Source organism: Streptomyces sp. NPDC033136 (assembly GCF_055578235.1).
Window position 1 is genome coordinate 75,159 of the sequence record NZ_JBVIPD010000007.1, and the last position, 25,626, is coordinate 100,784.

The 25,626-nt window shown below is 71.5% G+C and carries 25 protein-coding genes and 2 pseudogenes; 13 read left to right on the forward strand and 14 right to left on the reverse strand.

What is annotated here, in order from left to right; genetic code table 11:
* Nucleotide 1: 1 nt before the first annotated feature.
* Nucleotides 2–883 (reverse strand): SDR family oxidoreductase, encoded by an 882-nt coding sequence (locus tag ACZ5TL_RS15335; RefSeq protein WP_468590134.1) that lies wholly within the window; start codon nt 881–883, stop codon nt 2–4.
* A 182-nt stretch (nt 884–1,065) separates the two neighbouring features.
* Nucleotides 1,066–1,493: pseudogene (locus ACZ5TL_RS15340) on the reverse strand (MFS transporter); the annotation flags it as partial.
* A gap of 121 nt (nt 1,494–1,614) precedes the next feature.
* Here ACZ5TL_RS15340 and ACZ5TL_RS15345 point away from each other — a divergent pair.
* Entirely contained in the window at nt 1,615–3,093 is a 1,479-nt protein-coding gene (locus ACZ5TL_RS15345) for a glutamate-cysteine ligase family protein (RefSeq protein ID WP_468590135.1), read from the forward strand.
* A 5-nt stretch (nt 3,094–3,098) separates the two neighbouring features.
* Here the strand turns inward: ACZ5TL_RS15345 and ACZ5TL_RS15350 are convergent, their stop codons facing one another.
* From ACZ5TL_RS15350 to ACZ5TL_RS15360, 3 genes are read right to left on the reverse strand one after another with little or no spacing between them, the layout of a single operon-like run.
* Nucleotides 3,099–4,211, reverse strand: coding sequence for a Gfo/Idh/MocA family protein (locus ACZ5TL_RS15350; RefSeq protein ID WP_468590136.1), 1,113 nt, complete (start codon nt 4,209–4,211; stop codon nt 3,099–3,101).
* Nucleotides 4,181–4,891, reverse strand: coding sequence for a ThuA domain-containing protein (locus ACZ5TL_RS15355; protein WP_468590138.1), 711 nt, complete (start codon nt 4,889–4,891; stop codon nt 4,181–4,183). The genes ACZ5TL_RS15350 and ACZ5TL_RS15355 overlap by 31 nt, the downstream gene beginning before the upstream one ends.
* Nucleotides 4,892–4,942: 51 nt before the next feature.
* Nucleotides 4,943–5,794 carry a class I SAM-dependent methyltransferase gene (locus ACZ5TL_RS15360; protein ID WP_468590139.1) on the reverse strand — a complete coding sequence of 284 codons (852 nt, stop codon included), beginning with the start codon at nt 5,792–5,794 and terminating at the stop codon, nt 4,943–4,945.
* Nucleotides 5,795–5,870: 76 nt separating this feature from the next.
* Here ACZ5TL_RS15360 and ACZ5TL_RS15365 point away from each other — a divergent pair, with 76 nt between their 5' ends.
* From ACZ5TL_RS15365 to ACZ5TL_RS15375, 3 genes and pseudogenes are all read left to right on the forward strand, one after another.
* Nucleotides 5,871–6,284: a helix-turn-helix domain-containing protein gene (locus ACZ5TL_RS15365; RefSeq protein ID WP_468590141.1), complete on the forward strand. Its 414-nt coding sequence runs from the start codon at nt 5,871–5,873 to the stop codon at nt 6,282–6,284.
* Between the two features lie 126 nt (nt 6,285–6,410).
* Nucleotides 6,411–6,673: pseudogene (locus tag ACZ5TL_RS15370) on the forward strand (arabinose isomerase); the annotation flags it as partial.
* A gap of 248 nt (nt 6,674–6,921) precedes the next feature.
* Entirely contained in the window at nt 6,922–7,209 is a 288-nt protein-coding gene (locus ACZ5TL_RS15375; protein WP_468590143.1) for a DUF3040 domain-containing protein, read from the forward strand.
* A 30-nt stretch (nt 7,210–7,239) separates the two neighbouring features.
* Here ACZ5TL_RS15375 and ACZ5TL_RS15380 read toward each other — a convergent pair whose 3' ends face one another.
* The gene (locus ACZ5TL_RS15380; RefSeq protein WP_468590144.1) at nt 7,240–7,593 is read right to left on the reverse strand and encodes a hypothetical protein; all 354 of its coding nucleotides are present in this window, start codon (nt 7,591–7,593) and stop codon (nt 7,240–7,242) included.
* A 6-nt stretch (nt 7,594–7,599) separates the two neighbouring features.
* Complete coding sequence (locus ACZ5TL_RS15385; protein ID WP_468590145.1) at nt 7,600–7,740, reverse strand: hypothetical protein; 141 nt, start codon at nt 7,738–7,740, stop codon at nt 7,600–7,602.
* 263 nt (nt 7,741–8,003) lie between these two features.
* Here ACZ5TL_RS15385 and ACZ5TL_RS15390 point away from each other — a divergent pair, with 263 nt between their 5' ends.
* From ACZ5TL_RS15390 to htpG, 3 genes are all read left to right on the forward strand, one after another.
* Nucleotides 8,004–8,741, forward strand: a complete 738-nt coding sequence (locus ACZ5TL_RS15390) for a hypothetical protein (protein WP_468590146.1) — start codon at nt 8,004–8,006, stop codon at nt 8,739–8,741.
* A gap of 116 nt (nt 8,742–8,857) precedes the next feature.
* Nucleotides 8,858–9,571, forward strand: a complete 714-nt coding sequence (locus ACZ5TL_RS15395) for a class F sortase (protein WP_468590148.1) — start codon at nt 8,858–8,860, stop codon at nt 9,569–9,571.
* Nucleotides 9,572–9,656: 85 nt separating this feature from the next.
* Nucleotides 9,657–11,555 (forward strand): molecular chaperone HtpG, encoded by a 1,899-nt coding sequence (gene htpG, locus ACZ5TL_RS15400; RefSeq protein ID WP_468590150.1) that lies wholly within the window; start codon nt 9,657–9,659, stop codon nt 11,553–11,555.
* A gap of 12 nt (nt 11,556–11,567) precedes the next feature.
* On the opposite strand, the gene ACZ5TL_RS15405 is transcribed toward htpG, so the two are convergent.
* The 7 genes from ACZ5TL_RS15405 to ACZ5TL_RS15435 all read right to left on the reverse strand — a co-directional run bounded on the left by ACZ5TL_RS15405 (nt 11,568) and on the right by ACZ5TL_RS15435 (nt 17,627).
* Nucleotides 11,568–11,798 (reverse strand): twin-arginine translocase TatA/TatE family subunit, encoded by a 231-nt coding sequence (locus ACZ5TL_RS15405; RefSeq protein WP_468590151.1) that lies wholly within the window; start codon nt 11,796–11,798, stop codon nt 11,568–11,570.
* A complete protein-coding gene (locus tag ACZ5TL_RS15410) occupies nt 11,786–12,049 on the reverse strand; it encodes a hypothetical protein (protein ID WP_468590152.1) in 264 nt (87 codons plus the stop codon). The genes ACZ5TL_RS15405 and ACZ5TL_RS15410 overlap by 13 nt, the downstream gene beginning before the upstream one ends.
* A complete protein-coding gene (locus tag ACZ5TL_RS15415; protein ID WP_468590153.1) occupies nt 12,037–12,459 on the reverse strand; it encodes a hypothetical protein in 423 nt (140 codons plus the stop codon). The genes ACZ5TL_RS15410 and ACZ5TL_RS15415 overlap by 13 nt, the downstream gene beginning before the upstream one ends.
* A gap of 77 nt (nt 12,460–12,536) precedes the next feature.
* Nucleotides 12,537–13,112, reverse strand: a complete 576-nt coding sequence (locus ACZ5TL_RS15420) for a TerD family protein (RefSeq protein WP_468590155.1) — start codon at nt 13,110–13,112, stop codon at nt 12,537–12,539.
* 186 nt (nt 13,113–13,298) lie between these two features.
* Nucleotides 13,299–14,417 (reverse strand): acyltransferase family protein, encoded by a 1,119-nt coding sequence (locus tag ACZ5TL_RS15425; RefSeq protein ID WP_468590156.1) that lies wholly within the window; start codon nt 14,415–14,417, stop codon nt 13,299–13,301.
* A 220-nt stretch (nt 14,418–14,637) separates the two neighbouring features.
* On the reverse strand, nt 14,638–16,272 hold the full coding sequence (locus tag ACZ5TL_RS15430; RefSeq protein WP_468590157.1) for a cellulase family glycosylhydrolase: 1,635 nt from the start codon (nt 16,270–16,272) through the stop codon (nt 14,638–14,640).
* Between the two features lie 245 nt (nt 16,273–16,517).
* A complete protein-coding gene (locus ACZ5TL_RS15435; protein ID WP_468590158.1) occupies nt 16,518–17,627 on the reverse strand; it encodes a GDSL-type esterase/lipase family protein in 1,110 nt (369 codons plus the stop codon).
* A 613-nt stretch (nt 17,628–18,240) separates the two neighbouring features.
* On the opposite strand from ACZ5TL_RS15435, the gene ACZ5TL_RS15440 reads away from it, so the two are divergent.
* The 6 genes from ACZ5TL_RS15440 to ACZ5TL_RS15465 all read left to right on the forward strand — a co-directional run bounded on the left by ACZ5TL_RS15440 (nt 18,241) and on the right by ACZ5TL_RS15465 (nt 25,501).
* The gene (locus tag ACZ5TL_RS15440; RefSeq protein WP_468590160.1) at nt 18,241–19,095 is read left to right on the forward strand and encodes an ABC transporter permease; all 855 of its coding nucleotides are present in this window, start codon (nt 18,241–18,243) and stop codon (nt 19,093–19,095) included.
* Complete coding sequence (locus ACZ5TL_RS15445; protein WP_468590162.1) at nt 19,092–19,979, forward strand: carbohydrate ABC transporter permease; 888 nt, start codon at nt 19,092–19,094, stop codon at nt 19,977–19,979. The genes ACZ5TL_RS15440 and ACZ5TL_RS15445 overlap by 4 nt, the downstream gene beginning before the upstream one ends.
* 27 nt (nt 19,980–20,006) lie before the next feature.
* The gene (locus ACZ5TL_RS15450; RefSeq protein ID WP_468590163.1) at nt 20,007–21,656 is read left to right on the forward strand and encodes an extracellular solute-binding protein; all 1,650 of its coding nucleotides are present in this window, start codon (nt 20,007–20,009) and stop codon (nt 21,654–21,656) included.
* 43 nt (nt 21,657–21,699) lie between these two features.
* Nucleotides 21,700–22,755, forward strand: a complete 1,056-nt coding sequence (locus ACZ5TL_RS15455) for a LacI family DNA-binding transcriptional regulator (RefSeq protein WP_468590520.1) — start codon at nt 21,700–21,702, stop codon at nt 22,753–22,755.
* Nucleotides 22,756–22,777: 22 nt separating this feature from the next.
* A complete protein-coding gene (locus ACZ5TL_RS15460; protein ID WP_468590164.1) occupies nt 22,778–24,766 on the forward strand; it encodes a DUF2264 domain-containing protein in 1,989 nt (662 codons plus the stop codon).
* A gap of 243 nt (nt 24,767–25,009) precedes the next feature.
* The gene (locus ACZ5TL_RS15465; protein ID WP_468590166.1) at nt 25,010–25,501 is read left to right on the forward strand and encodes a hemerythrin domain-containing protein; all 492 of its coding nucleotides are present in this window, start codon (nt 25,010–25,012) and stop codon (nt 25,499–25,501) included.
* Nucleotides 25,502–25,626 lie beyond the last annotated feature (125 nt).

Here is a 25,626-nt window from a genome sequence, read left to right on the forward strand (position 1 = left end):
GCTACGGCAGCGGTGTACCGCCCGTGGCGTTGACGATCTCGGCGGTGATGTACGACGCGTCCTGCGAGGCGAGGAAGACGTACGCCGGGGCCATCTCGGCCGGCTGCGCTGGCCGTCCGATCGGCGCCTGCTCACCGAACTCCCGCGTGTCCGGCAGCGTCGCCGGGATCAGCGGGGTCCACACCGGGCCCGGCGCGACCGCGTTGACGCGGATGCCCCGGTCGATCAGCATCTGCGCCAGCCCCTGCGTGAAGGTGACGATCGCGCCCTTCGTCGTCGCGTAGTCCAGCAGATGCGGACTGGGTTTGTACGCCTGCACCGACGTGGAGTTGATGATGCTGCCGCCCTGCGGGATGTGCGGCACGGCCAGCTTGCACAGCCAGAACATGCCGTACAGGTTGGTGCGCATGACCCGGTCGAACTGCTCGGTGGAGATCGCCTCGATGCCGTCCGGCTGCGACATCTGGTACGCCGCGTTGTTCACCAGGACGTCGATCCGGCCGAACTCCGCCACGGCCCGGTCGATCAGCGCCCGGCAGTTCTCCTCCTCGCGTACGTCGCAGGAGACCGGCAGGGCACGCCGGCCGGTCTCCTCGATCAGGCGGGCGGTCTCGGCGGCGTCGTCCTTCTCGTTCTCCAGGTGGGTGAAGAGCACGTCGGCTCCCTCCCGGGCGAACGCCAGGGCGACCGCGCGGCCGATCCCGGAGTCCCCACCGGTGATCACGGCCTTGCGGCCGTCCAGCCGGCCGCTGCCCCGGTAGGTCTCCTCACCGTGGTCCGGGGGCGGGTCCATGGGGCCCGTCCACCCGGGGTGCGGCTGGTCCTGGGAGGGAAACTCCGGGACCGGGTGCTGCTCGCCGGGGTGCTGCTGCTGTTCGCTCACGGGTCTGCCTCCTGGTTCATGACGTGCGGCCCGGTGATCACACCGGGCGTGGCGATGGGTACCCAGGATCACGGCATGGCCGATCCCCGTTTCTCGGGCGGGGAGGCCGGTGAGCGCGTCGGCCGGGCTGTCCATCACCCGAATGGGGGTACGACCGTTCAGTCGCCGGCTCGGAGCGCGGCCGCCCCCACCAGCGCCCCGACCGGCATGATCGGCCGCCCCAGCGCGGCCATCAGCCGCCGGCGACGCTGTCGAAGGCGGCGTTGATCCCGCCGTACGCGGCCCCGAAGAGCAGCAGGACGAGGCCGGGCGCGAGAGCCGAACGGGTGAGTGGGGACAGGGTGACGCTGAGGGAGAGCAGGACCGCGCAGACGACGGTGACCTGGTGGTTTCCGTAGCGGTGGCACAGGCGCCCGGTGAGGGTCATGGTGATGACGGCACCGGCCGAGACGTCCAGCAGGGGCAGACCGAGGGTGCCGGCGGAGGCGCAGGTCCGCTCCTTGACGGCGAGGGTCCGGACGGCCCGGCCGGCGCACACGAAGCCGTCCAGGGCGAAGAAGGCGGTGAGGGTGACACGGAGTCGGGCGAGCGGGTTGCCGTTGCCCGGCACGGCACTGCGCGTACGGGGTTTGTTTATTTGCGGCACAAATTCAGGCCGGGTGGGTGCGGGGGCGGCGACAAGGTGCGACGCTGGGACCAGACCGATCCAGCCGAGGACGCGGGAGGGCCCCATGGGACGCGACGTGCCGGCCCTGGTGTTCACACGGGAGGACCGCCGTCGGTACCGGGAGAAGATGCACACCGACCTCGAGGTACTGGCGCGGATGCTCCGCGAGTCGGGCTTCGAGAGCGAGCGTCCCCAGGTCGGGCTGGAGATCGAGCTCAACCTGGTGGACGACCACGGGCTCCCGGTGATGCGGAACACCGACGTGCTCCAGGCCATCGCCGACCCCGCCTGGTCGAGCGAGCTGGGCCGTTTCAACCTGGAGATCAACATCCCGCCCAGGCAGCTGACGGCCGGCGGTCCCGGCGCCTGGGAGCAGGAGATCCGCGACGCCCTCAACCACGCCGAGGACCGCGCCGCGGCCGTGGGCGCGCACCTGATCATGGTCGGCATCCTGCCGACCCTGGGGGAGAGCGACGTGAGCGGGTCCGCCCTCTCCGGCGACCCGCGGTACCGGCTGCTCAATGAGCAGATCTTCGCCGCGCGGGGCGAGGACCTGCGGCTCAAGATCGACGGCGTGGAGCACCTGTCGACGTACGCCGACACCATCACGCCCGAGGCCGCCTGCACCAGCACCCAGTTCCACCTCCAGGTCGACCCCAGGGAGTTCTCGCCCTACTGGAACGCGGCCCAGGCCATCGCCGGGGTGCAGATCGCCCTCGCGGCGAACTCGCCGTTCCTGTTCGGCCGGGAGCTGTGGTGCGAGACGCGCATCCCCCTGTTCGAGCAGGCCACCGACACCCGTCCTGAGGAGATCAAGGCCCAGGGCGTACGGCCGCGGGTGTGGTTCGGGGAGCGCTGGATCACCAGCGTCTTCGACCTCTTCGAGGAGAACGTCCGCTACTTCCCGGCCCTCCTGCCGCTGTGCGACGACGAGGACCCGCAGCAGGAACTCGACAACGGCGGCGTTCCCCAACTGGGCGAACTGACCCTGCACAACGGCACCATCTACCGCTGGAACCGCCCCGTCTACGCCGTCACCGACAGCGGCCCGCACCTGCGCATCGAGAACCGGGTCCTGCCCGCCGGGCCCACCGTGGCCGACATCATCGCCAACGGTGCCTTCTACTACGGCCTGACCCGCGCCCTGGTCGACGAGGACCGGCCGGTGTGGACGCGGATGTCCTTCTCGGTCGCCGAGGAGAACCTGCACACCGCGGCCCGCGACGGCATCGACGCCCGTCTGTACTGGCCCGGCGTCGGCGAAGTGCCGGTCACGGAACTGGTGTTGCGGCGCCTGCTGCCCCTGGCCCACCACGGCCTGGAACTGGCCGGCATGGACGACGCGTGGCGCGAGCCCCTGCTCGGCATCATCGAGCAGCGCTGCGTCACCGCCCGCAACGGCGCCCTGTGGCAGGCGGAGATGGTGCACCACCTGGAGAAGGCGGGCGTCTCCGACCGGCGTGAGGCACTGCGGCAGATGACCAGGACGTACATGGACTACATGCACATGAACGCGCCCGCGCACACCTGGCCGGTGGACTGACGGGCTCACGCGGGGCCGGGAGCGGCCCGGTCTCTCCAGTCCTCGGCCGCCGTCAGCGGCACGGCCGCGGGCACCTGCGTCGATGTCGTCAGCCCGATGCGCCGTCCCTCGGCTGAGGAGCGGAGGAGGGCCGCCATCGTGTCCAGCACATGGAGGGCGACCGCGCCGCTCGCGCGCCGCCCGCCGGGCCTGAGGAAGTCCAGCAGCCCGACGCCGCGTGCGCCGTCCTCGTACCCCGCCGCGGTGGGCAGGACGTGCCACCCCGTGTCACCGAGCGCGTGGAGCCGTACCTCGCCGTCGAAGCGGTTCGGGTCGGGGACCGCGAGCGTTCCCCTCTCACCGTGGACCTCGATGGGGGCGGCCGTGGTCGCCACCCCGTCGAAGCTCGTCGTGAGGGTCGTCAACGTCCCGTTCACGTGCTCCAGCACACCGGAGACATGACTGTCCACCTCGACCGGGATGCGCTCGCCCGCGCGTGGTCCCGAACCGATGACCCGCTCGGAGCGCAGCCTGGCGGCCGCCCCGGTCACGGCACGCACCGGGCCCAGCAGATGGATCAGGGACGACAGGTAGTACGGGCCCATGTCCAGCAGCGGGCCGCCGCCGGCCGTGTAGTAGAAGTCCGGGTGGGGATGCCAGCGTTCGTGGCCCGGGGTGACCATCACGGCCGAGGCGAACAGCGGACGGCCGATGCTCCCCGCTTCCACGGCCGCCCGGGCCGTCTGAACTCCCGTACCCAGCACGGTGTCCGGCGCGCACCCCACGCCGACTCCCTCGCGCGCGGCGGTCTCCAGGACGGCCCGGGCCTCCTCCAGGCTCGCCGCCAGCGGCTTCTCCCCGTAGACGTGCTTGCCGTGGCGGATCGCCCCGAGGGCGATCCCGGCGTGGGCTGCCGGAGTGGTGAGGTTCAGGACCGTGTCCACGTCCGGGCTGCCCAGCAACTCCTCGGCCGTCAGCGCCTTGGCGCCGGGCAGGCCGGCGGCGACCGCGGCCGACCGGGAGGCGTCGAGGTCGGCGACCGCGGTGACGCGTACGGCGGGATGGCCGGCGAGCGTGTCCAGGTACGCGCGGGATATGACACCGAGCCCTACGACGCCGATGCGGTGCGCGTCGCCCACAGCATGCCCCTCTCGATGACGGTGCGGACGTTCGGGTTCTCCAGCACCTCCAGGCTGTGCCCGGGTGTCGTCACCACGATCCGCCCGGCGCCCCACCGGCGCGTCCAGACCGCCGGTGAGGTGACCGGACGGTGCCAGGGCTCCCACGGCCGGGTGGGATGCGTGGTGGTCGCCAGGACGTCGATGAGGTCGTCGTGCAGCACCCAGTACTGCTCGGTGTGCAGCTCGAAGTCCTCGATGCCCGCGGTGACCGGGTGCGCGCGGCCGGCCTCGGTGAGGGCGATGGTGTGCGGCAGGAAGTTGTCCGCCGCCTCGCCCCGCCGCTCGCACGGTTCCTTGCCGGGGTGCGTGACGAACTGGCCCCCCACCAGGTGGAGATAGCCGGCCGAGGCGCGGAACGAGTCGGCGACGCCGCCGTGCCAGCCGGTGAAGCCGGTGCCGGCCGCGACCGCACTGCTCAGTCCCGTGAGCTGCCCGGGTGTGATCTCCGACATCGTCACGCACTGCACGACGAGGTCGGTCCCGGCCAGTTCGGCGGCGTCGGCGTAGACGTCGGTCGACTCCTCGACCCGGACGACGTATCCGTTGTCCCGGAGGAAGGGCAGGAACAGCTCCGTCGCCTTGACCGGCTCGTGGCCTTCCCAACCGCCTCGGACAACCAGGGCTCTTTTCTGCGTCATCGTGATCTCACTATGCGCAGGGCGCCCGCGTGCCGCAAAGAGGGCGGGGCGTCACGAAATTTTCGCCGCCGCGGCCCGTGCGGAGACCGTCCAGCAGGCCGCGGTGAAACGGACGTCCGTGCCCCGCACATAGGGCTCGAAGGCGGCGCGGACCGTCTCGACGACGCGTGCCCGGGTGTGCTCGTCGGCGTCGGGCAGGATCGTGCCGAGGGGGCCGAGCCTGGTGAAGTAGCGGACGAGTTCCCTCTCGGGCAGGGTGCAGACCACGTCGACCGGCTGGATGTCGATCCCGGCCCATCCGCTCTCCGCCAGGACGCGGTGGACCCGTTCCGGGTCGGCGAAGGCGAACTGCCCCGGCTGGCCGGGCTGTCGGGCGGGCAGGTCCGGCAGGAAGGGTGCCGCGGCGCGTTCGGCGGTCGTCATGAACGGGTTCTCGCCGGGCCCGCGCCACACGACGAGCCGCAGTCCGCCCCCGTCCTTGACGGCGCTCCGGATGTTCGCGAAGGCCCGGACGGGGTCGTTGAAGAACATGACGCCGAAGCGTGAGACGACGGCGTCGAAGCCGGCCGGCTCGAACGCGTGCTCCTGTGCGTCGTCCCGGATGAAGGACGCCGGTACGCCCTCCCGTTCGGCGTATCCCCGGGCCGTGGTGATCATCGGTTCGGAGATGTCGATGCCGACGCAGTGACCGACCCGTCGTGCGACCGCCCGTGTGAGGCCGCCCGTGCCGCAGCCGACGTCGAGCACGCTGCCCGCGTGTTCGGCGGACACGGCGTCGACGAGCAGCTCCTCGAAGGGCCGGAACATCCCGTCCAGCACCTTCTGCAGATCCACCCAGGCGTGGCCCGACGGCCCGTTCCAGCGGGCGGACTGTTCCTCGTCGGCCCTGCGCGAAGCGTCCATGTTCGCTCTCCTTCTGCTTGCCTTCGTCGAGACGGGATGACAGCGTTCTACTTCAAGTCGACTTGAGGTCAAGGCAATGACGGACCTGGACATCACCGAAGTGGCGCACCGCGCCGGCGTACCCGCCTCGACGCTGCGCTTCTACGAGGAGAAGGGACTGATCGCCTCGACCGGCCGCCGGGGCCTGCGGCGCCAGTACGATCCGGGCGTGCTGGAGCGGCTGGCGCTGATCGCCCTGGGCCGGACTGCGGGGTTCTCGCTCGACGAGATCGCGCGGATGTTCACGCCGGACGGGCGGCCGCGGATCGACCGGCGGATGCTGTCGGCCAAGGCGGACGAGCTGGACCGCAGGATCCGCGAACTTGGCGTCCTGCGCGACTCCCTGCGCCATGCCGCCGCGTGCCCGGCGCCGAGCCACCTTCAATGCCCCACCTTCCGCCGCCTCCTGGACGAGGCGACAGCGCCGGGAAGGCGGGTCCCCGGCCGGTAGCGGACCCGGCGACTTTGGCCCGATCCCGGTCCCCCCTGGGCCGGTTCACGCTGCCCGGGCCCGGGCCCGGGCTCGGCTGCGGCCTTCGGAAGGCCGCAGCGCTGAAGACCGTGAAAGGGCAGGCGGCTCCGGCCCGGGCCCGTCACCCTGCTCGGACTGGGCCAGGACGCGGGCAGCGGCCTGGCCTTCGTCACTTCCGAGGGCGCCGTCGTACCGGGACCGCTGCTGGGGATCGGCAACACCACCAGCCGGGTCGACTTCGGCCGCGCCCCCGGCGACGGGTCGACGCCTGGAGCGCCACGGGCGTCGGCCACCACCGGGCCCGCGCGGTCGGTCGCCACGCGGCCGACTTCCGGGCGGTGGCGAGCCTGCTGGGCATCGACCACCGGCACGATCGAACACCTGCTTCCCGGAACGGCGTTCGTACGGCCCGGCCGCCGGGAAGGATGAAGGGTGGGCCTGATGGCGTGCACCGCCGGAGGGGGGAGCAGCTGAAGCCCTGGTGAGACCGGTCGCGCCGTGTTTCGGCGGACTGTCTCCCTCCGGACCCTCACCCGGCCCGACCCTCCCCCGCGACTTGCCCTGGCCTCGGCTGTGCCCTGCCGCGAAGCGCTGCCGGGTCCGGGAAGGAGAAGCCGTGCCCCAGCCCGATGACACACGCCTCGGCGACCTGCAAGCACGACTGGAATGGGAGGACCCCAGGTTCGCCCGTGCCATGAGGGCCGGCCGCCCGGCCCCGCCCCGGGAGTACCGGCGCACCGGAGCCTGGTGGGGCCTGGCCCTCGGTGTGGCCGTGCTGGGCGCCGGCATCGTCCTGGCCCAGGGGCTGCTCATCGCGGGCGGCCTGGTGCTCGTCGGCATGGCGGCCCAGCTGATCGACCCGGACCCGGCCTGCTCGGGGCACCGGGGCTCCGGGCGACGGTGACCTGCGCCGGTGCCCTGCGTGGGCACCCCCCTACGCGCCGGCCCACTTCCGCAGCAGCGCCTCGCGCTCCTCACGCGGCCGAGTGCCCTCGGCCGCGTGATCACGGCCCCATGCGAGAAGCTCGCCGACCTCGGCACCGCCGTCGGCGAGCCGCTCCAGAAGCGTGACGGAGAGGTCGTACTCGGACGGCGGGTAGATCCCTCCGGCGACGGCCGTGTGCACGCTGACCTCGACGGTCTCCTCGGCCGTCGACACCTCCACGAGAAAGGCGGGCGGCAGTTCGCCGTCTCCCGTGACCGCGACGAGCACGGCGTCGAAGGCCATGGCCGCCATCCGCCGCACACCGGACCGCACGGGCCCGGCCCGGGTCTCGATCCCGACCACCTCGTCCTACGTCCAGGACCTGCCACCCCCGGCCTCCAGCGCCGTGACGCCCTCCTCGGTCAGACGCACTCCGGAGACAGCTCCCACGGGCTCGGCCCCCACATACACCGAGTCCTCGCCGATCCAGAACAGGCCGACCATGGCCATGTGCGCCTCCCGCGATGCTCCGGGGGAGAGCGGTCCTCACCCCTCCGTGTCGCCGTAGTGGACAGTGATCAGGGGCGAGAGGTTGCCTGTTCTCCCGAGGGAGTGCCCGGGGGCGGATACCGCCGTCGGGGTGTGGTCGTAACCCGTGTGAACGCCCCGGATGGTGCGACCGCCCGGCATGACTGACGGTGGTTCACGTCGAGGCCGGGTCTCGTGAGCTGGCAAGGCGCCAGCTGCCCGGTTCGCGACGGAAGGACTCACCGATGCGCTCTGCCCGCATGCTGCTCGCGACGGCCACGACCACCGCGGCCCTCGCGATCGCCGCACCCGCCGCCTACGCCGAGGCCATGGGTGACCGGGACCACGACACCACTTCCTACAGCAAGGAGCACCACAAGGACGGCAAAGACCACGCGCCGCGCGGCGGGGTACACACGGGTGGCGGAGCGCTGGCCGCGGTGAACGCGGACGACGACCGGGACACCTCCAAGCACGACAAGGACGCGTACGGCGACAAGCACGACGAAGAGGGCAAGCACGAGGAGCACGGCAAGGAGGAGCACGGCAAGCACGAGGAGAGCGGCAAGCACGACGGCTACGACAAGCACGGCAAGCACGAGAAGGACTCCTGGAAGGGCAAGCACGACAAGCCGCGCGGTGGCGTGCACACGGGTGGCGGAGCGCTGGCCGCGGTGAACGCGGACGACGAGTGGGACAACTCCAAGCACGACAAGCACGGCGAGGACCCCTGGGGCGACAAGCACGGCGAGGAAGGCCACGGGGGCAAGCACGACGGCCACGGCAAGTACGACGACCACGAGAAGGGCTCCTGGGAGGGCAAGCACGACCGGCACGACAAGCCGCGCGGCGGGATGCACACCGGTGGCGGCGGGCTGGCCTCCGGGCCGAGCGTGACCGCCGGCGGTCTGGCGGTACTGGCGGTGGCCGGTACCGGTCTGTACGCGCTGCGACGCCAGAGGGCCTCCCAGGGCGCGGCATGACCGGCGCCTGACCTCATCACCGCCGCGGCCGCCGCACGCGCCCTGCGCGTCGCGGCGGCCCGGCCCGTCCTCCCACGCGCCGTGCCCGCTGCCGTGCCCGAATGGAGTGGTCCTTGATGGCAGCCAGTTCTCCTGCCCTTCCCGATCCCGGTCCCGAGCCGCCGAAGCGGCGACTCCGCGCCGTCGTGACGGTGCTTTGGGTGGTGGCCGCCCTCGCCCTGACCATGAACCTGGTCGGCGGCCGCGGCGACTCGTCCGACGCCGGCGGCCCGCCGCACGCCCCGTCGGCCGTGTCCGCGACCTCGGCCGCGCCCGGCGTGCCCGACGCACCGTCCCCGTCCGCGGCGCAGCAGCGCTCCGCCGCGCCCGGCCCGCATCTGCCGCGGTCCCGGCCCGTCCGCCTGCTCATCCCCAAGATCTCGGTCGACGCGCCCTTCACCGACCTCGCCCTCGGCCGTTCGGGTCAGCTGGAGCCCCCGCCGCCCGACGACACCAACCTCGTCGGCTGGTATGCCAAGGGCCACTCGCCCGGTGAGCCCGGCACCGCGATCATCGCCGGGCACGTGGACACCGCGACCTCCCCGGCCGTGTTCGCCGGGCTCGGCGAGCTGAAGAAGGGGGACCGGTTCCAGGTGGTGCGAGCCGACGGCAGCAGGGCGACCTTCGCGGTCGACGACAAGAAGTCGTTCCGCAAGGACGCCTTCCCCAGCGACCGCGTGTACGGCGACACCGCCGACGCCCAGGTCCGGCTCATCACCTGTGCGGGCACGTACGACCGCCAGGCCCGGGACTACACCGAGAACCTGGTCGTCTTCGCCCACCTCGTCTGACGTCCGGGCCCCTGGCCTGACTTGGTGTTTTAGAGTGACAGCTCCAGTTCAGGCGACTGTGGGACCTGTGAGGGATGCGCGAACCATGACGACCGAAACGTTTGAGTTCCAGGTAGAGGCCCGTCAGCTGCTCCAGCTGATGATCCACTCGGTCTACTCGAACAAGGATGTCTTTCTGCGCGAGCTCGTCTCCAATGCCTCCGACGCGCTCGACAAGCTGCGTCTGGAGAAGCTGCGGGACGACTCGCTCGACGCCGATGTGTCCGACCTGCACATCGAGATCGACATCGACAAGGAGGCCCGTACCCTCACGGTGCGGGACAACGGCATCGGGATGTCGTACGACGAGGTCGGACGGCTCATCGGCACCATCGCCAACTCGGGCACGGCCACGTTCCTCGAGGAGCTGCGGGAGGCCCAGGACGGGGGCGGAGCCGAGGGGCTCATCGGCCAGTTCGGTGTCGGCTTCTACTCGGGCTTCATGGCGGCGGACGAGGTGACCCTGGTGACCCGGCGCGCCGGCGAGGGCCAGGGCACCCGCTGGACGTCGCGCGGTGAGGCCACGTACACGCTGGAGAAGGTCGACGACGCGCCGCAGGGCACGTCCGTCACGCTCCACCTCAAGCCCGCCGACCCCGAGAACCAGCTGCACGACTACACGTCCGAGTGGAAGATCCGGGAGATCGTCAAGCGCTACTCGGACTTCATCACCTGGCCGATCCGGATGGTCCCGGACGCCGGCGACGGGGACGGCACGCCCGAGCCCGAGACGCTGAACTCCATGAAGGCCCTGTGGGCGCGCTCGCGCGACGAGGTGTCCGACGACGAGTACCACGAGCTGTACAAGCACATCAGCCACGACTGGCGTGAGCCGCTGGAGACGATCCGGCTGCAGGCGGAGGGCACCTTCGAGTACCAGTCGCTGCTCTTCGTCCCCTCGCACGCCCCGCACGACCTGTTCACCCGGGACTTCAAGCGCGGTGTCCAGCTGTATGTGAAGCGCGTCTTCATCATGGACGACTGCGAGGCGCTGCTGCCGCCGTACCTGCGCTTCGTCAAGGGCGTCGTGGACGCGCAGGACCTGTCGCTGAACGTGTCCCGCGAGATCCTCCAGCAGGACCGGCACATCCGGATGATGCAGCGCCGGCTGACCAAGAAGGTCCTGTCCACGGTCAAGGAGCTCATGACCAAGGACGCCGACCGCTACGCCACGTTCTGGCGGGAGTTCGGCACCGTCCTCAAGGAGGGCCTGGTCACCGACTCCGACAACCGGGACGCCATCCTCGCCGTCTCGTCCTTCGCGACCACGCACACCGACGACGAGCCGACCACGCTGGCCCGGTACGTGGAGCGGATGAAGGACGGCCAGGACGACATCTACTACATCACCGGCGAGTCCCGGCAGAGCATCGAGAACTCCCCGCACATGGAGGCGTTCCGCGACAGGGGCATCGAGGTCCTGCTGCTCACCGACGCCGTCGACGAGGTGTGGGTCGACGCCGTCGGCGAGTACGAGGGCAGGAAGCTGCGGTCCGTCACCAAGGGCGAGATCGACCTGGACGCCGAGGGCGCGGAGCAGGCGGGCGAGGAGCGGGAGAAGCAGGCCGAGGAGTACGCCGGGCTGCTCGGCTGGATGGGCGAGCAGCTGGACGAGGACATCAAGGAGGTGCGCCTGTCGACACGGCTCACCGTCTCCCCGGCCTGTGTCGTCTCCGACGCGCACGACCTGACCCCGGCCCTGGAGAACATGTACCGGGCGATGGGCCAGGAGGTGCCGCGCACCAAGCGGATCCTCGAGCTCAACCCCGGCCACCCGCTGGTGAAGGGGCTGAACCAGGCCTACCAGGAGCGCGAGGACCGTACGGAACTCACCGAGTCCGCCGAACTGCTCCACACGCTGGCGGTGCTCGCCGAGGGCGGCCAGCCGAAGGACCCCGCGAAGTTCGTCAAGCTCGTGTCGGACCGCCTGGAGCGCACGCTGTAGCCACGGGGCGGATCAGGGGTGGTCCGGGGCGCCCGGCGCCCGGGGGCCGGGCGGGACGATCTCGCCCTGGACCATCCGCGGCGCGGGAGCCGTCCCGGCCTCTTCGTCCTTCGCGGCACGGGCCTCGGCCTTGAGGATGCGGGCGGCCTTGCCTGCCGAGCGGGTCAGCTCGGGGAGCTTCTTCACCCCGATGACGGCTATGACGACAATGAGGAGGATCGCGAGCTCGCTCAGTCCGAACATGGTGTCCTGTCCTTTCTCGCCCGGGCCGGGCACGGCGCGAGCGTATCGGGCGGGGAGCACGGCGTGGTCGCCGCCTCGGGATGCGCGACCAGGTGCCGGCGCAGGTGGGGCAGCATGCCGCGGTCGAGCAGCGCCTGCCGCCAGACCAGCCGGGCATGCTCCACCTGGTCGGCGGCCGGCGGGACGCCGCCCCGGCTCAGGGCCGAACGCAGCACCGCGGCCAGGGCGACGAGACCGGTCACGGCCGCCACGAGCGCCAACGTCCAGCGGCCGAGACGAGCGAACCGGGCAGCGGGCCCGGCGCGCCGGCGACCCGGAGCATGCCGCCGAGCAGCAGCGCCCCCGCGGACGTGGCAGCCACGAGCGGCGTGAGCACCGCGAGGGCCGGCAGCGCACTGCCCGTGCCGTACGGAGACCGCGGCTCGCGCCGGGCCACGCTCCGTACGGCGAGATGGTCGCGGTACGGCTCGCCGGCCGTCGCCGTGATGGTGTCGGCCTGGGCGAGGGCGAGGGCGAGGGCGTGGGCGCGCAGGTGCGCGGCGGCTCCGCCGGTCGGGTCGGCGCCGACGGGGCCACGGTTGTCCGCGGCGGCCAGCGCCAGGTGCAGTACCGCTTCGAAGTCCGCGCGGTCCTCTGGGCGGAGGCGGGACGGATCGGCCACAGGGTCTCCCGGTCGGTTGCTGATGCGCCCGCAGGGCCGGGTCCCGCGGGCGGGCTCGGCGGCGCGGCCGGTCCGCGTCAGACGCCGACGCCGAAGTCGGAGGCGATACCGGCCAGCCCGGAGGCGTACCCCTGGCCGACGGCACGGAACTTCCACTCGGCGCCGTTGCGGTAGAGCTCGCCGAAGACCATCGCGGTCTCGGTGGAGGCGTCCTCGGACAGGTCGTAGCGGGCGATCTCGGCGCCGCCGGCCTGGTTCACGACCCGGATGAAGGCGTTGCGGACCTGGCCGAAGCTCTGGCCGCGGCTCTCGGCGTCGTGGATGGACACCGGGAACACGATCCTGTCGACCTCGGCGGGCACGCCGGCGAGGTTCACCTTGACGGTCTCGTCGTCGCCCTCGCCCTCGCCGGTGAGGTTGTCGCCGGTGTGCTCGACCGAGCCGTCCGGGCTCTTGAGGTTGTTGTAGAAGACGAAGTGCTGATCCGAGGGGACCTTGCCGGAGGCGTCGAGGAGCAGGGCGGAGGCGTCGAGGTCGTAGTCGGTGCCGGTGGTCGTGCGCACGTCCCAGCCCAGGCCGACCAGGACGGCGGTGAGGCCCGGCGCCTCCTTGCTGAGCGAGACGTTGCCGCCCTTGGACAGGGAAACTCCCATGGAATGCTCCTTGTTGACGAGCGCGGTGTCGGTGCACTGCCGAATCTACAGGACTGTAGAGAGGAGTGGGGTCGGTCCAACAGATCTCTACCTTCGGCCGTCCGGGACGGTGACGGTCTGGTGGTGTCCGTGCCGCGCACGCCCGGGGTGCTGCTGCTCCGGCTCAGCCGGGAGGAGTAGCGCGCCTCAGGTGCGTGAGGCATGGGACGCACGCGCCTTGTCGCGTTCCTCCCGGCGGAACGCCCAGGCCATGTCGGGCTCCATCACCCAGCGGAACAGCCGCCGTACGGGCGGGGTGCACAACGCGGTCACGATCAGTGCGGCGACAGCCGTCACGACGATCTCCCCCACGGGCCGGTGGACCCACTCCGGTTCGTACCAGCCCCAGAACTTGGACCCCTGGGCGACGAAGCCGTGCAGCAGGTAGCCGTAGAGCGTGCCCGCGCCGAGCGCGGTGAACCAGGCGCGGCGGCCGGGCACCCAGGCGAGGAAACAGGCCACCAGCACCAGCGAGCAGCCGAAGGTCGTCAGCGTCATGACCGGGCCGTACCAGGCGGGCGCGGCGAGTTCCGCGGCGCTGTCGCGGTGGTAGAACCAGGCGCCGGTCATCCGGGGCACCGCCCAGTAGGCCACGGCGAGCGCACCGGCGAAGACCGGTACGGCGACGATCCTCATGGCCCGGCGGCGCACCAGACGGAAGTGCTCGGGTTTCAGCAGCAGACCGAGGACGAAGTACGGCAGGAACTGCAGCGTGCGCTGCAGGTCGAGGTCGTTGCCGATGTTCGGTGAGAGCGTCGCCAGCATCGCGACGGCGAGGGCGAGCGGCAGCGGCCACCGCACGCGCTGCCACAGGGGCGTGGTCAGCCGCCAGACGAACAGCGCCGCCAGGAACCAGGTCAGGTAGAGCGGGTCCAGCAGGCTGACCGGGCGGTCCGGCTCCTGGTCGGTCCACCGGGTGAACAGGGTGTACGCCGTCTCGAAGACGACGTACGGCACGGCGAGCCCGGTGATCAGACGCCTGATCCGCCCCGGGCTCGCGTCGAAGGAGCGGGAGAAGTAGCCGGAGACGACGATGAACGCCGGCATGTGGAAGGCGTACACGGCCATGTACAGCGCGCTGACCGCGCGACTGCCGTCCCGCAGCGGCTCCCAGGCGTGTCCCACCGCCACCAGCACGATGGCCAGGTACTTGGCGTTGTCGAAGAAGGCGTCCCGCCGCTGCCCGGCCGGGTCGGGCGCGGGTGACTCCTCGCGCTCCGCCCCGCCGGTCGCGACCGCGCGCATGCGCAGGGTGTCCTCGCTCATCCCGTCCCCTGCCCGGCGGTCGGGGAACCCGGAGGGGCACCTACGCGTCTTGCCGGGGACGGGGCGGTGGGGTGCCGGTGCGACATTTCCGCCGCCTCACCCCTGCGGAGCGGTGTAAACCGCTTACCGGTGTGGGTGTGGCGCGGATCACATCAATGGTGCCGGTGCCGCCGGGCCGGATGGTCGGAGGGCGCGGCGGCACCGTCATGCGGGGGCGCGGTCAGCTCAGGGAGCAGGTGGCGCCGTTCAGGGTGAAGGCCGTGGGGCTGGGGTTGGCGGCCGCCCGGGTGGCCGTGAAGCCGAGGGTGACCGAGCCCGACGCGGGGATCGTCGCGGTGTACGAGGCGGCCGCGACGCTCACCTCGGAGCCGCTCTGCGTCGCCGTACCGCCCCACAGGTTGGTGATGCGCTGGCTGTCCGGGAACGTCCAGCGCAGCGTCCAGCCGTTGATCGCCGACGTGCCGGTGTTGCGCAGGGTGATCTCGCCCTGGAAGCCGCCGGGCCAGCTGCTCGTCACCCGGTAGCCGACGCCGCAGTCCGAGGGCGTGCCGCCGGGGGAGGTCGTGACGGCCACCGTGGCCGAGCGGGGGGAGCGGTTGCCGGCGGCGTCGCGGGCGTAGACGGCGAAGGTGTGGGAGGTCGCGGGGGACAGGCCGGTGAGGGTGGCGGTGGTTCTCGTGGTGCTGGTGACGGCCGTCTCGGTGCCGCCGCTGATCCGCACGATGTCGTAGCCGGTGACGCCGGTCGCGTCCGTGGCGGCGGCCCAGGTCAGCGTGACCGACGAGGAGGTCACACCGGAGGTGACCGGGGTGCCGGGGGCCGTCGGGGGAGTGGTGTCGCCTCCGCCGGAGGAGTAGATCGCGGCCTCCTTGGCGGTGGCGGCGATGCCGTTCGCGCCGTCGAAGAGGCGCCGGCCCCAGCTGGTGAGCTGGTCCGGGTCGAAGTTCGTGACCATGTCCAGGTAGTCGACCCCGCCGCTGTTGCCGCTCCACGACCAGCCGAGGTAGCCGAGCCGGAGCTGCTGGGCCACGGCCAGGATGGTGTCCTCGTCGGGGTTGCCGTCCGAGTGGTCGTGCCCGAACTCACCGACGAGGATGGGGAGTTTGGCGGTGACGAATCGGTTCAGGTAGTCGGTGATCTCGGCGGCCGTGTCGAAGACGCCGTACATGTGGATCGAGAAGATCGTGTTGGCGTCGGGGTCGGAGGCGAACACCGAGGCGGCGTTGTCGCGCATCGTGAACGCCCAGTCCTGGCCCCAGTTGGGGGCGTCGACCATGATCGTGTGGTCGAACCCGGCGTCGCGCAGCTTCTGGATGGCCGCCTTGGTGTCGCCCGTCCAGGCCGCGTAACCGGTGTTGCCGTGCGGCTCGTTGCCGATGTTGACGATGACGTAGTCCTCCTGACCGGTCAGCGCGCTCTGCACGCTGATCCAGTAGTCGGCGGCGCGGGAGAGCGAGACGGCTCCGCTCTGCTCGCCGTAGCCGGTGGTGTCGTGCACCTCCAGGACGCAGATCAGGCGGTTCTGCTTGCACTGGGAGACCACGTTCGCCACGTCGGCGGTGTCGTTGCGCGTCCAGCGGTCACCGCTGGAGAGCACCACGCGCACGGTGTTGGCGCCCTTGGCCTTGATGTGGGAGAGGGAGCTGATCCGGTCGGGATACCAGGTGTGAGCGTGGTTGACGCCGCGCATCACGAAGTCGTTCCCGGAGGCTTCGAGGAGCCGGCCGTTCTCGATGCGGAAGCCGGTGGGGGCGGCGTGGGCCGGCGGGATGAGGGCGAGGAAGGAGAGGAGGAGGGAGAAGAGGGTGGTGGCCATGACTGCGAGGCGAGGGGCGGGGCCTGGGCGGGGTCTCATGGAGGCTCCAGAGGTGGGGGTCGGCCGGGGCGGGTGGGGTGTGGCCTGGGTGGCGCATCGCTTGCGGGAGAGTCGCGCGTAGGGGCGAACTCCTTGCGTGTGAGCTGCGAGCAGTGACGGATACCTTGCGCGTGAGCTGCGAGTGAGCCTGTTGGCGTGCGTCGTTGGCGTGTGTGACCTGTTGGGATGTGTCGTTGGCGTGTGTCGCTTGATGCCGGGCGGGCGCTTCCGGTGTGTACCGGGCGTCAGGCGCCTGACGCCTTCGCCGTGCAGGTGACGGTCACCGCCGGGGCGCCGGCCGTGGCCGGGGCGGTGGCGACGAAGCCGAACGTGGCGCTCGCGCCGGGGGCGAGGGTGCCGTTCCACGCCGCGTTCGTGACGGTGGCCGTGCCGTCGGGGGCCGTGGTGAGGGTGCCGTTCCAGGCCTGGGTGAGGCGCGCGCCGCTCGCCGGTACGACGGTCGCGGTCCAGCCCAGGACGGCGGAGGCGGAGGTGTTCGTCACCGTCACCTCGCCCTGGTAGCCGCCCTGCCAGGAGGAGACGACCCGGAAGCGCGCGGTGCAGGCGGCGGGGTCCTCGCCCGGGTCGCCCGGACCGCCGGGGTCCTGCGGGACACCCGCGTCGAGGACGGCCGCAAGGGCCGGGAACCAACGGGCCGCGATCTTGTTGTCACCCGAGGCGTTGGGGTGCACGCCGTCGTAGGTGTCGTCGGCCGTGCTGAAGCCGGTCCACTGGTCGACCACGGTGAGGGGCGAGCGCTCCGTGCTAATCGCCCTCGCCCAGTCGGGAATCCGCGCGTTGAAGTCGACGACGCGCTGCGCACAGGCGGAGCAACTGCTCGGGTTCATCGGGATGAGCTGCGCGACGAGGATCCGCGTGTCCGGGTTGGCGGCCCTCATCTGACCCACGAGCTTGCTGTAGGCGGCGAGGATGCGGTCGGGGGAGATGCTGCTCCACACGTCGTTCGTGCCGAAGTGCATGACAACGATGTCCGGGTCCGTCGCTTCCAGTCGTCCCGGCAGCAGGTTCTGGTCGGCCACGCGGGTCACCAGCTCGCCGCCGTGGCCCTCGTTGTCGCCGTCGTGCGCCTGGCCGCAGCCCTGCGGGGGCAGGGTGCCGACGAAGTCGATGTCCCTGTATCCGCTGTCGACGAGCCGGTTCCACAGCACGGCCCGCCAGCAGCCCGGAGAGCCGGTGATCGAGTCGCCGAGCGGCATGACGCGGACGGGGTCCGCGGTGGGGGCGGCCGTCGCGCTGGGTGCGAACGTCATGCCGAGCGGGAGGAGCAGGGCGGCCAGGAGGCCGAGAAGCGGGACGATCCGTAAGTGCGGGGACGTGTGACGGGTTCTGCGCATGGTGGTCCCTTCCCTGGAGGTGGGAGCGCTCCCATGACATCAAGCCATTGTTGTCATTGACGCGTCAAGAGGTGTGCCGCTGTCGACGGACTCGGCCCACCTCGGGCTCGCCGATCCGTGCACCACGATGACGGGTAACTCCCGTACCCCGCAACGGGGTGACGGCGAAGACGGGGTGCCGCGCTGTCGGCGACCTCGACACGGGGCTGGTCTTCCGCTGCTGCCGACCGGACGTGTGGCGCCAGTTCGAGGTGACGCAGCCCCGGCTGGCTGACGAACCCTCTTCACCACGTCTCCCCGGCCGGCGGTGGCCGCTTCTTCGCCCTGCCCGGCGCGCGGGACTCCTCCGACCGGGCGGGCAGGGGGCCGCTCGAAGCCTGACCCGCCCCACCCTCCGTCCGAAGTCCCGGCTCTGTCAGAAGTGTTGACCCCGCACTGAAAGCGTTTTAGCTTCCCCTCACCGGACAAGGCGAGGTGAGGGGGAGCCGTGGCAACTGCCTTACGGGAAGCAGCAGGTGAGAAGGGGGTGACTCCTGACCGCCGCCCTTCCGGACGGGCGCGACGTGAGCGTAAAGGTTTTCAGAACCGAACGAGCCGGGCGCTGTTTCTGCTGATGCTCCCCGGCGTCGCCTACTTCCTGCTGTTCCACTACGGAGCACTCGTCGGCAACGTCATCGCGTTCAAGGAGTATGTGCCGTTCGACGGCCTGTGGGGCAGCCCCTGGGTGGGGCTCGGCAACTTCCAGCGGATGTTCGTGGACGCGGCGTTCTGGGACTCGGTCCTCAACACCCTCTGGATCGCCGTCCTCCAGCTGGTCTTCTACTTCCCGGTGCCGCTCGGCCTGGCCCTGCTGCTGCACACCCTCACCTGGAGTTCGGTGCGCCGGTTCGTGCAGTCGGTGGCGTATCTGCCGCACTTCATCTCGTGGGTGATCGTCGTCGCGCTGTTCCAGCAGGTACTCGGGGACACCGGCCTGCTCAACAGCGGTCTGAGCGGGGCCGGTCTGCACACCGTCGACATCATCGGCAACCCGGACGCCTTCCGGCCGCTCGTCGTCGCCCAGGTCATCTGGAAGGACGCCGGCTGGGGCACGATCATCTTCCTCGCCGCGCTCGCCCAGGTCGACGAGCAGCAGTACGAGGCGGCCGCCATCGACGGCGCCGGACCCTGGCGGCGCTTCTGGCACGTCACCCTTCCCGCCATCCGCCCGGTGGTCGTGCTGCTGCTCATCATGCGGCTCGGCGAAATCCTCTCCGTCGGCTTCGAGCAGATGCTGCTGCAACGCGACGCGGTCGGCCCGGAGACCGCCGAGGTCATCGACACCTTCGTCTACTACCAGGGCATCGTCGGCGGCGACTACGGATTCGCGGCAGCCGCGGGCCTGTTCAAGGGGCTCGTCGGCGCCCTCCTCGTCTACGCGGCCAACAAGGTCGCCCACCGCCTCGGCGAACAGGGGGTCTACAAGTGAGCGCGTCCGCCCGGCCCGGCTGGATGGAGAAGCCCCGGCCGCTCACCCAGGCCGCCAAGGCACTCGCCCTGGCCGCGGTCGTGCTGCTGGTGTGCGTGCCGTTCCTGGTGATCGTGTCGACGTCGCTGGCCTCGACGCGGGAGGTCGTCGACAACGGCGGCTGGGTGCTGTGGCCCACGGAGCCCTCCCTCGACGCCTACCGCGACATCTTCGACGGCGGCATCGTCACCCACGCCCTCGGCGTCAGCGCCGGTGTCACGCTCGTGGGCACCCTGCTCAGCCTCGCCTGCACGGTGGCCCTGGCCTACGCGCTGTCCCGCCCGGGCGTCTTCGGCGGCAGGCCCGTCCTGCTGCTGGTGCTGTTCACGTTCCTCTTCCCGCCCGGCATGATCCCGAGCTTCCTGCTCGTCAAGGAACTCGGCCTGCTCGACTCGTACGCCTCGCTGGTGCTGCCCGTCCTGGTCAACGTGTTCAACCTGGTCGTCCTGCGCGGCTTCTTCCAGTCGGTCCCCGAGGAACTGTTCGAGGCGGCCCGGCTGGACGGCGCGGGGGACTGGCGGGTGCTGGTGTCGGTGGTGCTGCCGCTGTCCAAGGCCGCGCTCGCCGTCGTCGGCCTGTTCTACGCCGTCGCCTACTGGAACTCCTGGTTCTACGCCTCGCTGTACCTGGAGAGCGACCACTGGCCGCTCCAGCAGGTGCTGCGCACCTATGTGGTGGCCGGGGCCGGGCTCACCGACGCGACCACCGGCGAGGCCACCGTCACCGCCCCGCAGACCGTGCAGATGGCAGTGCTCGTGATCGCCACCGTGCCGATCCTGCTGGTCTACCCGTTCCTGCAGAAGTACTTCACCAAGGGCGTGCTCACCGGCGCCATCAAGAGCTGAACCGAGCCGACACGAGGTGATTCACCCATGCCCAGCATGTCCCGACGCACCCTGCTGCGCACCGTGGCCGCCGGTGGCGCCGCCGTCTCCGTCCCAGGTCTGCTGACCGCCTGCTCCTCGGGATCCGGCGACGGCGACGTCTCCAACGCCGGGAAGGAGCTCGCCCCCTGGCCGGCCCACAAGCCCGCCACCGGCCCGAGGCCCGACCTCGCCCCCACCGGGGCCGGCGTCCAGGCCGGCTACACCTCCTACCCGTCCGACCTGGTCAAATCCGTCTCCCGCACCCCGGGCGACGGCTCCACCGTCCGGGTCATGACCGTCTCCTTCGGCACCCCGCCCAAGCCCGCCCCGGCGAACCGCTTCTGGGCGGCAGTGGAGAAGGCCCTCGGCGTGAAGATCGAATACACGATCATCTCCCAGGCCGACTACCAGAAGAAGATGGCGACGGTCATGGCCGGCGACGCCGACGCCCTGCCCGAGATCATCAACATGTTCGCCGGCTTCACCCTGCCCCGGGAGGCGCAGTTCGTGCAGCGCCGCGCCCAGGACCTCACGCCGTACCTGTCGGGCGACGCGATCGCCGACCACCCCAACCTCGCCAATATCCCGACCCACGCCTGGCGCGACATGGGCCGCATCGGCGGGCGCATCTACGGCATCCCCCTGGAGCGCCCGCTGCCCGGCTCGACCCTCTGGATCAACCAGGACATGTTCACCGACTCGGGCATGAAGGAGGGGTGGACCGCCGAGGACTTCACGGCGGTGGCCCGGCAGGGCACACGCGGGAAGACGTACATGCTCGGCGCCGCCAGCGGATCGCTCTTCGGCAACGGCTTCCACTCCGCCGCCCACAACGCGCCCCAGCGCTGGGCCGTCACCAAGGACGGCACCTTCCTGCCCGCCTGGGCCGACGAACGCTACAAGGCGTCGATCGCCTTCCAGGCGCAGCTGCGCGAGAACGGCTCCTACCACCCCGACGCCACGTCCATCTCGCAGATCGACCTGACGACGCTCTACTACAACGGCACCGTCGGCTCCATGCAGGACGGATTCGGCGCCTACCTGCCCAAGTACCGGGAGTCCAGGGGGAAGATGACCCCGGCGGCGGCTCTCCCGTACAGCGTCGGCGGCGAGCCCGGCGGTATCGTCGCCGCCCGCCGCTCCTTCGGCTACACCGTTCTGAAGAAGGCGAAGAAGGAACGCATCGAGCTGCTGCTGCGCATCCTCGACTATCTCGCCGCGCCCTTCGGCAGCGAGGAGTGGGAGCTCGTCCACTACGGCGTCGAGGGCGTCCACTTCACCCGCGGCAAGGACGGCTCGCCCCAACCCACCGAACTCGGCGAGGTCGAGAACAACACCAACCTGCCGCTGAAGTACCTCGCCGAAGGCCCCCAGGTGCTGTTCGTGCCCGGCATGCCCGACGCCGTGCGCGCCCTGCACACCTGGCAGCGAAAGGTCGTACCGCACGCCGTCCGTGACGCCTCCTTCGGGCTGCAGTCCGCGACGAACAACTCCCACGGCGCCACCCTCAAGTCCTTCCTGGACGACACGATCACCGGGATCATCGCCGGGCGCGTGCCCATGTCCGAGTGGGACGCGGCCGTGAAGAAGTGGCGGAGCCGGGGCGGGGACAGAATGGCCGAGGAGTACGCGAAGGACTACGCGGCCAACACCTGAACAGGCGTGGGCGGAAGAGGAGACGCGGGGGATGGGGAACGACATGGGCTCCAAGGGGCGGGTCACGATCCGCGAGGTCGCCGAGCGGGCGGGCGTGTCCACGGCGACCGCCTCCCGGGCGCTCAGCGGCAACCACCCGGTTCCCGCCGCGACCCGGGCCCGGGTCCTGCGCGCGGCCCGCGCCCTGGACTACGTGGCCAACGCGCACGCCCGTGCCCTGGTCGGCGGCGGCCGCAAGATGGCCGCCGTCGTCGTCCGCCAGGTCACCAGCCCCTTCTACGCCCAGGTCGCCGAGGGCGTCGAGGCGGAGGCAGCCGACCGCGGCTGGCTCTGCGTGGTCGGCGCCACGGGCGGCGACGCCCAGCGTGAGATGGAGTTCGTGCAGCTCATGAGGGAGGAGGGCGCCCGGCTGGTGATCCTGGTCGGAGGGGTCGTCGAGGACGACGCCTACCGCGAGCGCGTCGCCCACTACGCGCAGGCCCTGGACTCCTCCGGAGCCCGGCTCGTGCTCTGCGGCCGGCCCGCGCCCGACCAGGACGTCCCGGCGCTGGTGGTGGAGTTCGACAACGAGGCCGGAGCCCACGCCGTCACCAGCCATCTGCTGTCGGCCGGGCACCGCCGGATCGTCTTCCTGGGCGGGCTGCCCGGCAACACCGCCCTCGACGCCCGGGTCGCCGGCTACCGGGCCGCGCTCGCCGGGCACGGGCTGCCGCCCGAGGCCGCGCAGGTCGTCGACTGCGGCCTCGGCCGTGCCGCCGGCCACCGCGCCATGACCGAACTGCTCAAGCGGACACGGGAGTTCACCGCCGTGGTCGCGGGGGACGACATGGTCGCCGCCGGTGCCCTGCGCGCGATCGCCGACACCGGACTGAGCGTCCCGGGGGACATCTCCGTCGTCGGCTACAACGACATCCCGCTCGCCGAGGACTTCAACCCCCCGCTCACCACCGTCCGCACCCCCGCCGAGGAACTCGGGCGCGCCGCCGTGCGCATCGCGCTGCGCGACCCCGAGCACGCCGCCGGGGCCCACCACCTGCTCGGCACCCACATCGTCGTCCGTGACAGCGTCGGCCCGCCCCCGCCCGGGCGTGCCCTGTGACCAACGGAGGAACCACACCCGCATGAGCGCGCCGCACGTGTCGCTCCCCGACCCGACGGACCTGCCCAACCTGCCCCACCTGCCGCCCCCCGACCCGCTGACCTCGCCGCTCACCGGCTGGACCCGAGCCCACTGGGAGGCGATCGCCGACCGTCTCCTGGACGCCCTGACGCCCTACGCCTCCCCGGGCCTGGCCCAGTACCGCCTCCCCGGGCCGCCCAGCCACTCCGGGCCCTGGTCGGACGGACTGGAGGGCTTCGCCCGCTCCTTCCTGCTCGCCGCGTTCCGGATCGCCGGCTCGGGCGGGCAGGGTGTGCCCGGCCTGATCGAGCGGTACGCGGCCGGGCTCACGGCCGGCACCGACCCGCACAGCCCCGACCGCTGGCCGCCGATCACCGACCGGAGCCAGCCCATGGTCGAGGCCGCGTCCGTCGCGATCGCCCTGCACGAGACCCGGCCCTGGATCTGGGACCGGCTCGACGACCGCGTCCGGCAGCGCGTCGCCGACTGGCTGGGCGGCTTCGTCGGAGCGGTCGTCAACGACTCCAACTGGCGGCTGTTCCAGGTGATCGCCGAGGAGTTCCTCGCCTCCGTCGGCGCCCCGCACAGCCGCCCGGAGATCGACGCGGGCCTGGCGCGCCTGGAGGACTGGTACCGGGGCGACGGCTGGTACACGGACGGCGACGGCCGCAAGTTCGACTACTACAACGCCTGGGCGCTGCACCTGTACCCGGTGCTCTGGGCCCGGATCGCCGGACCGCGCGCCGACCCCGGGCTGCTGGCGGAGCACCGGACGCGCCTGCGGTCGTTCCTCCACCATCACCAGCACTTCTTCGGCGCCGACGGCGCACCGGTCCACCAAGGCCGTTCCCTCACCTACCGGTTCGCCACGACCGCGCCCCTGTGGGCGGGCGCTCTCGCCGACGCCACCCCGCTGCCGCCGGGCCGCACCCGCCGCCTGGCCTCCGGGGCGCTGAAGCACTTCGCCGAGCGGGGCGTGCCCGACGCCCAGGGGCTGCTCACCCTCGGCTGGTACGCGCCGTTCCTCCCGGTCACCCAGCGGTACTCGGGTCCGGCCTCGCCGTACTGGGCGAGCAAGGCCTTCCTCGGCCTGCTCCTGCCCGCCGGCCACCCCGTGTGGACCGCGCCCGAGGAACCCGGCCTGGTCGAGACGCACGACGTACGCCTCGCGCTGCCGGCGCCGGGCTGGCTCCTGCACACCACGGCGGCCGACGGGATCGTACGGCTCGTCAACCACGGCAGCGACCGCCTGCCGCCCCCGCCGGCCGAGGCGGAGGACAGCCCGCACTACGCCCGGTTCGCCTACTCCAGCGCCACGGCCCCCGAGACACCTCCGCCACCTCATCCGGGGCCACCGCAACCGGGCCCCGACAACCACATCGCCCTGCTCGCCCCCGACGGTACGCCCACCTCGCGCGGCCGTATCCACCCGCTCGGGGCCGAGGGGGCCTGTGCCGCCTCCTGGCACCGGGCCGTGCTCCCGGGCAGCGGTGAAGGGCACCGCATCGAGACGGTCAGCGTGGTGCACGGCCCGTGGGAGGTGCGGGTGCACCGCGTCGACGCGCCGCCCGGCACAGCCGTGCGCGAAGGCGGCTGGGCCGTCGCCGACGCCACCGGGCCGCCGGCCGGCCGGACCGCCCCCGGCCGGGCACTGGCCCGGCGCTCGGACGGGCTGACCAGCGCGCTCGTCGGCCTGCACGGCTGGGGCGACGAGGAGGGGACAGTGGTAGCGGCCGCGGGCAGCAACGCGTACGGGCACCACTCGGCGACGCCGCTGCTGACACTGCCCTCCCACCCCGGCGGCACGCACCTCCTGGTGACGCTGGTCGTGCTCAGCGCCGACCCGACGGTGCACGCCTCGGCTCACGGGGCCCGGGCCCGGGCCCGGGCCGGGGACGGCGGGGCCGTCGAGATCCGTTTCCCCGACGGCACACGGGAGTCCGTGTCAGCCGGGAAACCCGCCCATGGGGGGAGCGACGCCGCTGGGTGACCGGGGACGAGGTGCCCGTCGTCAGAGTGAAAGGACCCCTTGGGCAAAGCGATGCATGTGCCCGTGATCCCGGTGCCGAAACGCGGAAATTCGACTGTGTGTTCGTCAAAGGGCCGGGCGCCAGGACGCAAGCACCGCTGGTATCGCTGGTAGACCGGCAGGCCCGCCCGTGATGCACACAACGTCAGAAACGGGGTAAAGGGAAATGGCCTGATTCTCTTGCACGAAAGGCGTGCCTGTTCCATGGCCGATACACAAGACGTCGTCGAGCTCATTCTCCAGGACCACCGGCGCATGGAAGACCTCTTCCGCCGGATGCGGAGCGTCGAAGCCGACCGGTCCGGTGCACTGCGGGAATTCGCGGACCTGCTGATCGCGCACGCGCTCGCCGAGGAGGCCAGGGTCTACCCGGCTCTCAAGCGGTACAAGAACATCGACAACGAAGAGGTCGAACACGGCGAGCACGAGCACGACGAGGGCAACGAGGCCCTCCTGGAACTCCTCGAGGTCGAGGAGGTCGGCTCCGAGGAGTGGGACGAGAAGCTGGAGAAGCTTGTCGAGGCCGTCACCCACCACGCCGACGAGGAGGAGCGCACCATCCTCAACGGTGCGCGGGAGAACGTGGCGATGGAGCGGCGGGAGGAACTGGGCCTGGCGTTCTGGCAGGAGCGTGAGCGTCAGCTGAAGGCCGTCTGCGGTTCCGTGGACAACGTGCGCAAGATCGTCGAATCCTGAGGCCAGCGGGCCGGTCCCGACGACCGGCCCCGCCTGTCCTGCCGGCGGAGCCCGGGCCTGAGACGGGTCCGGGCTCCGCCGTGCGCGAGTCGGAGCCGGGGATCGCCCCGGCCGTAGCGGGCAGC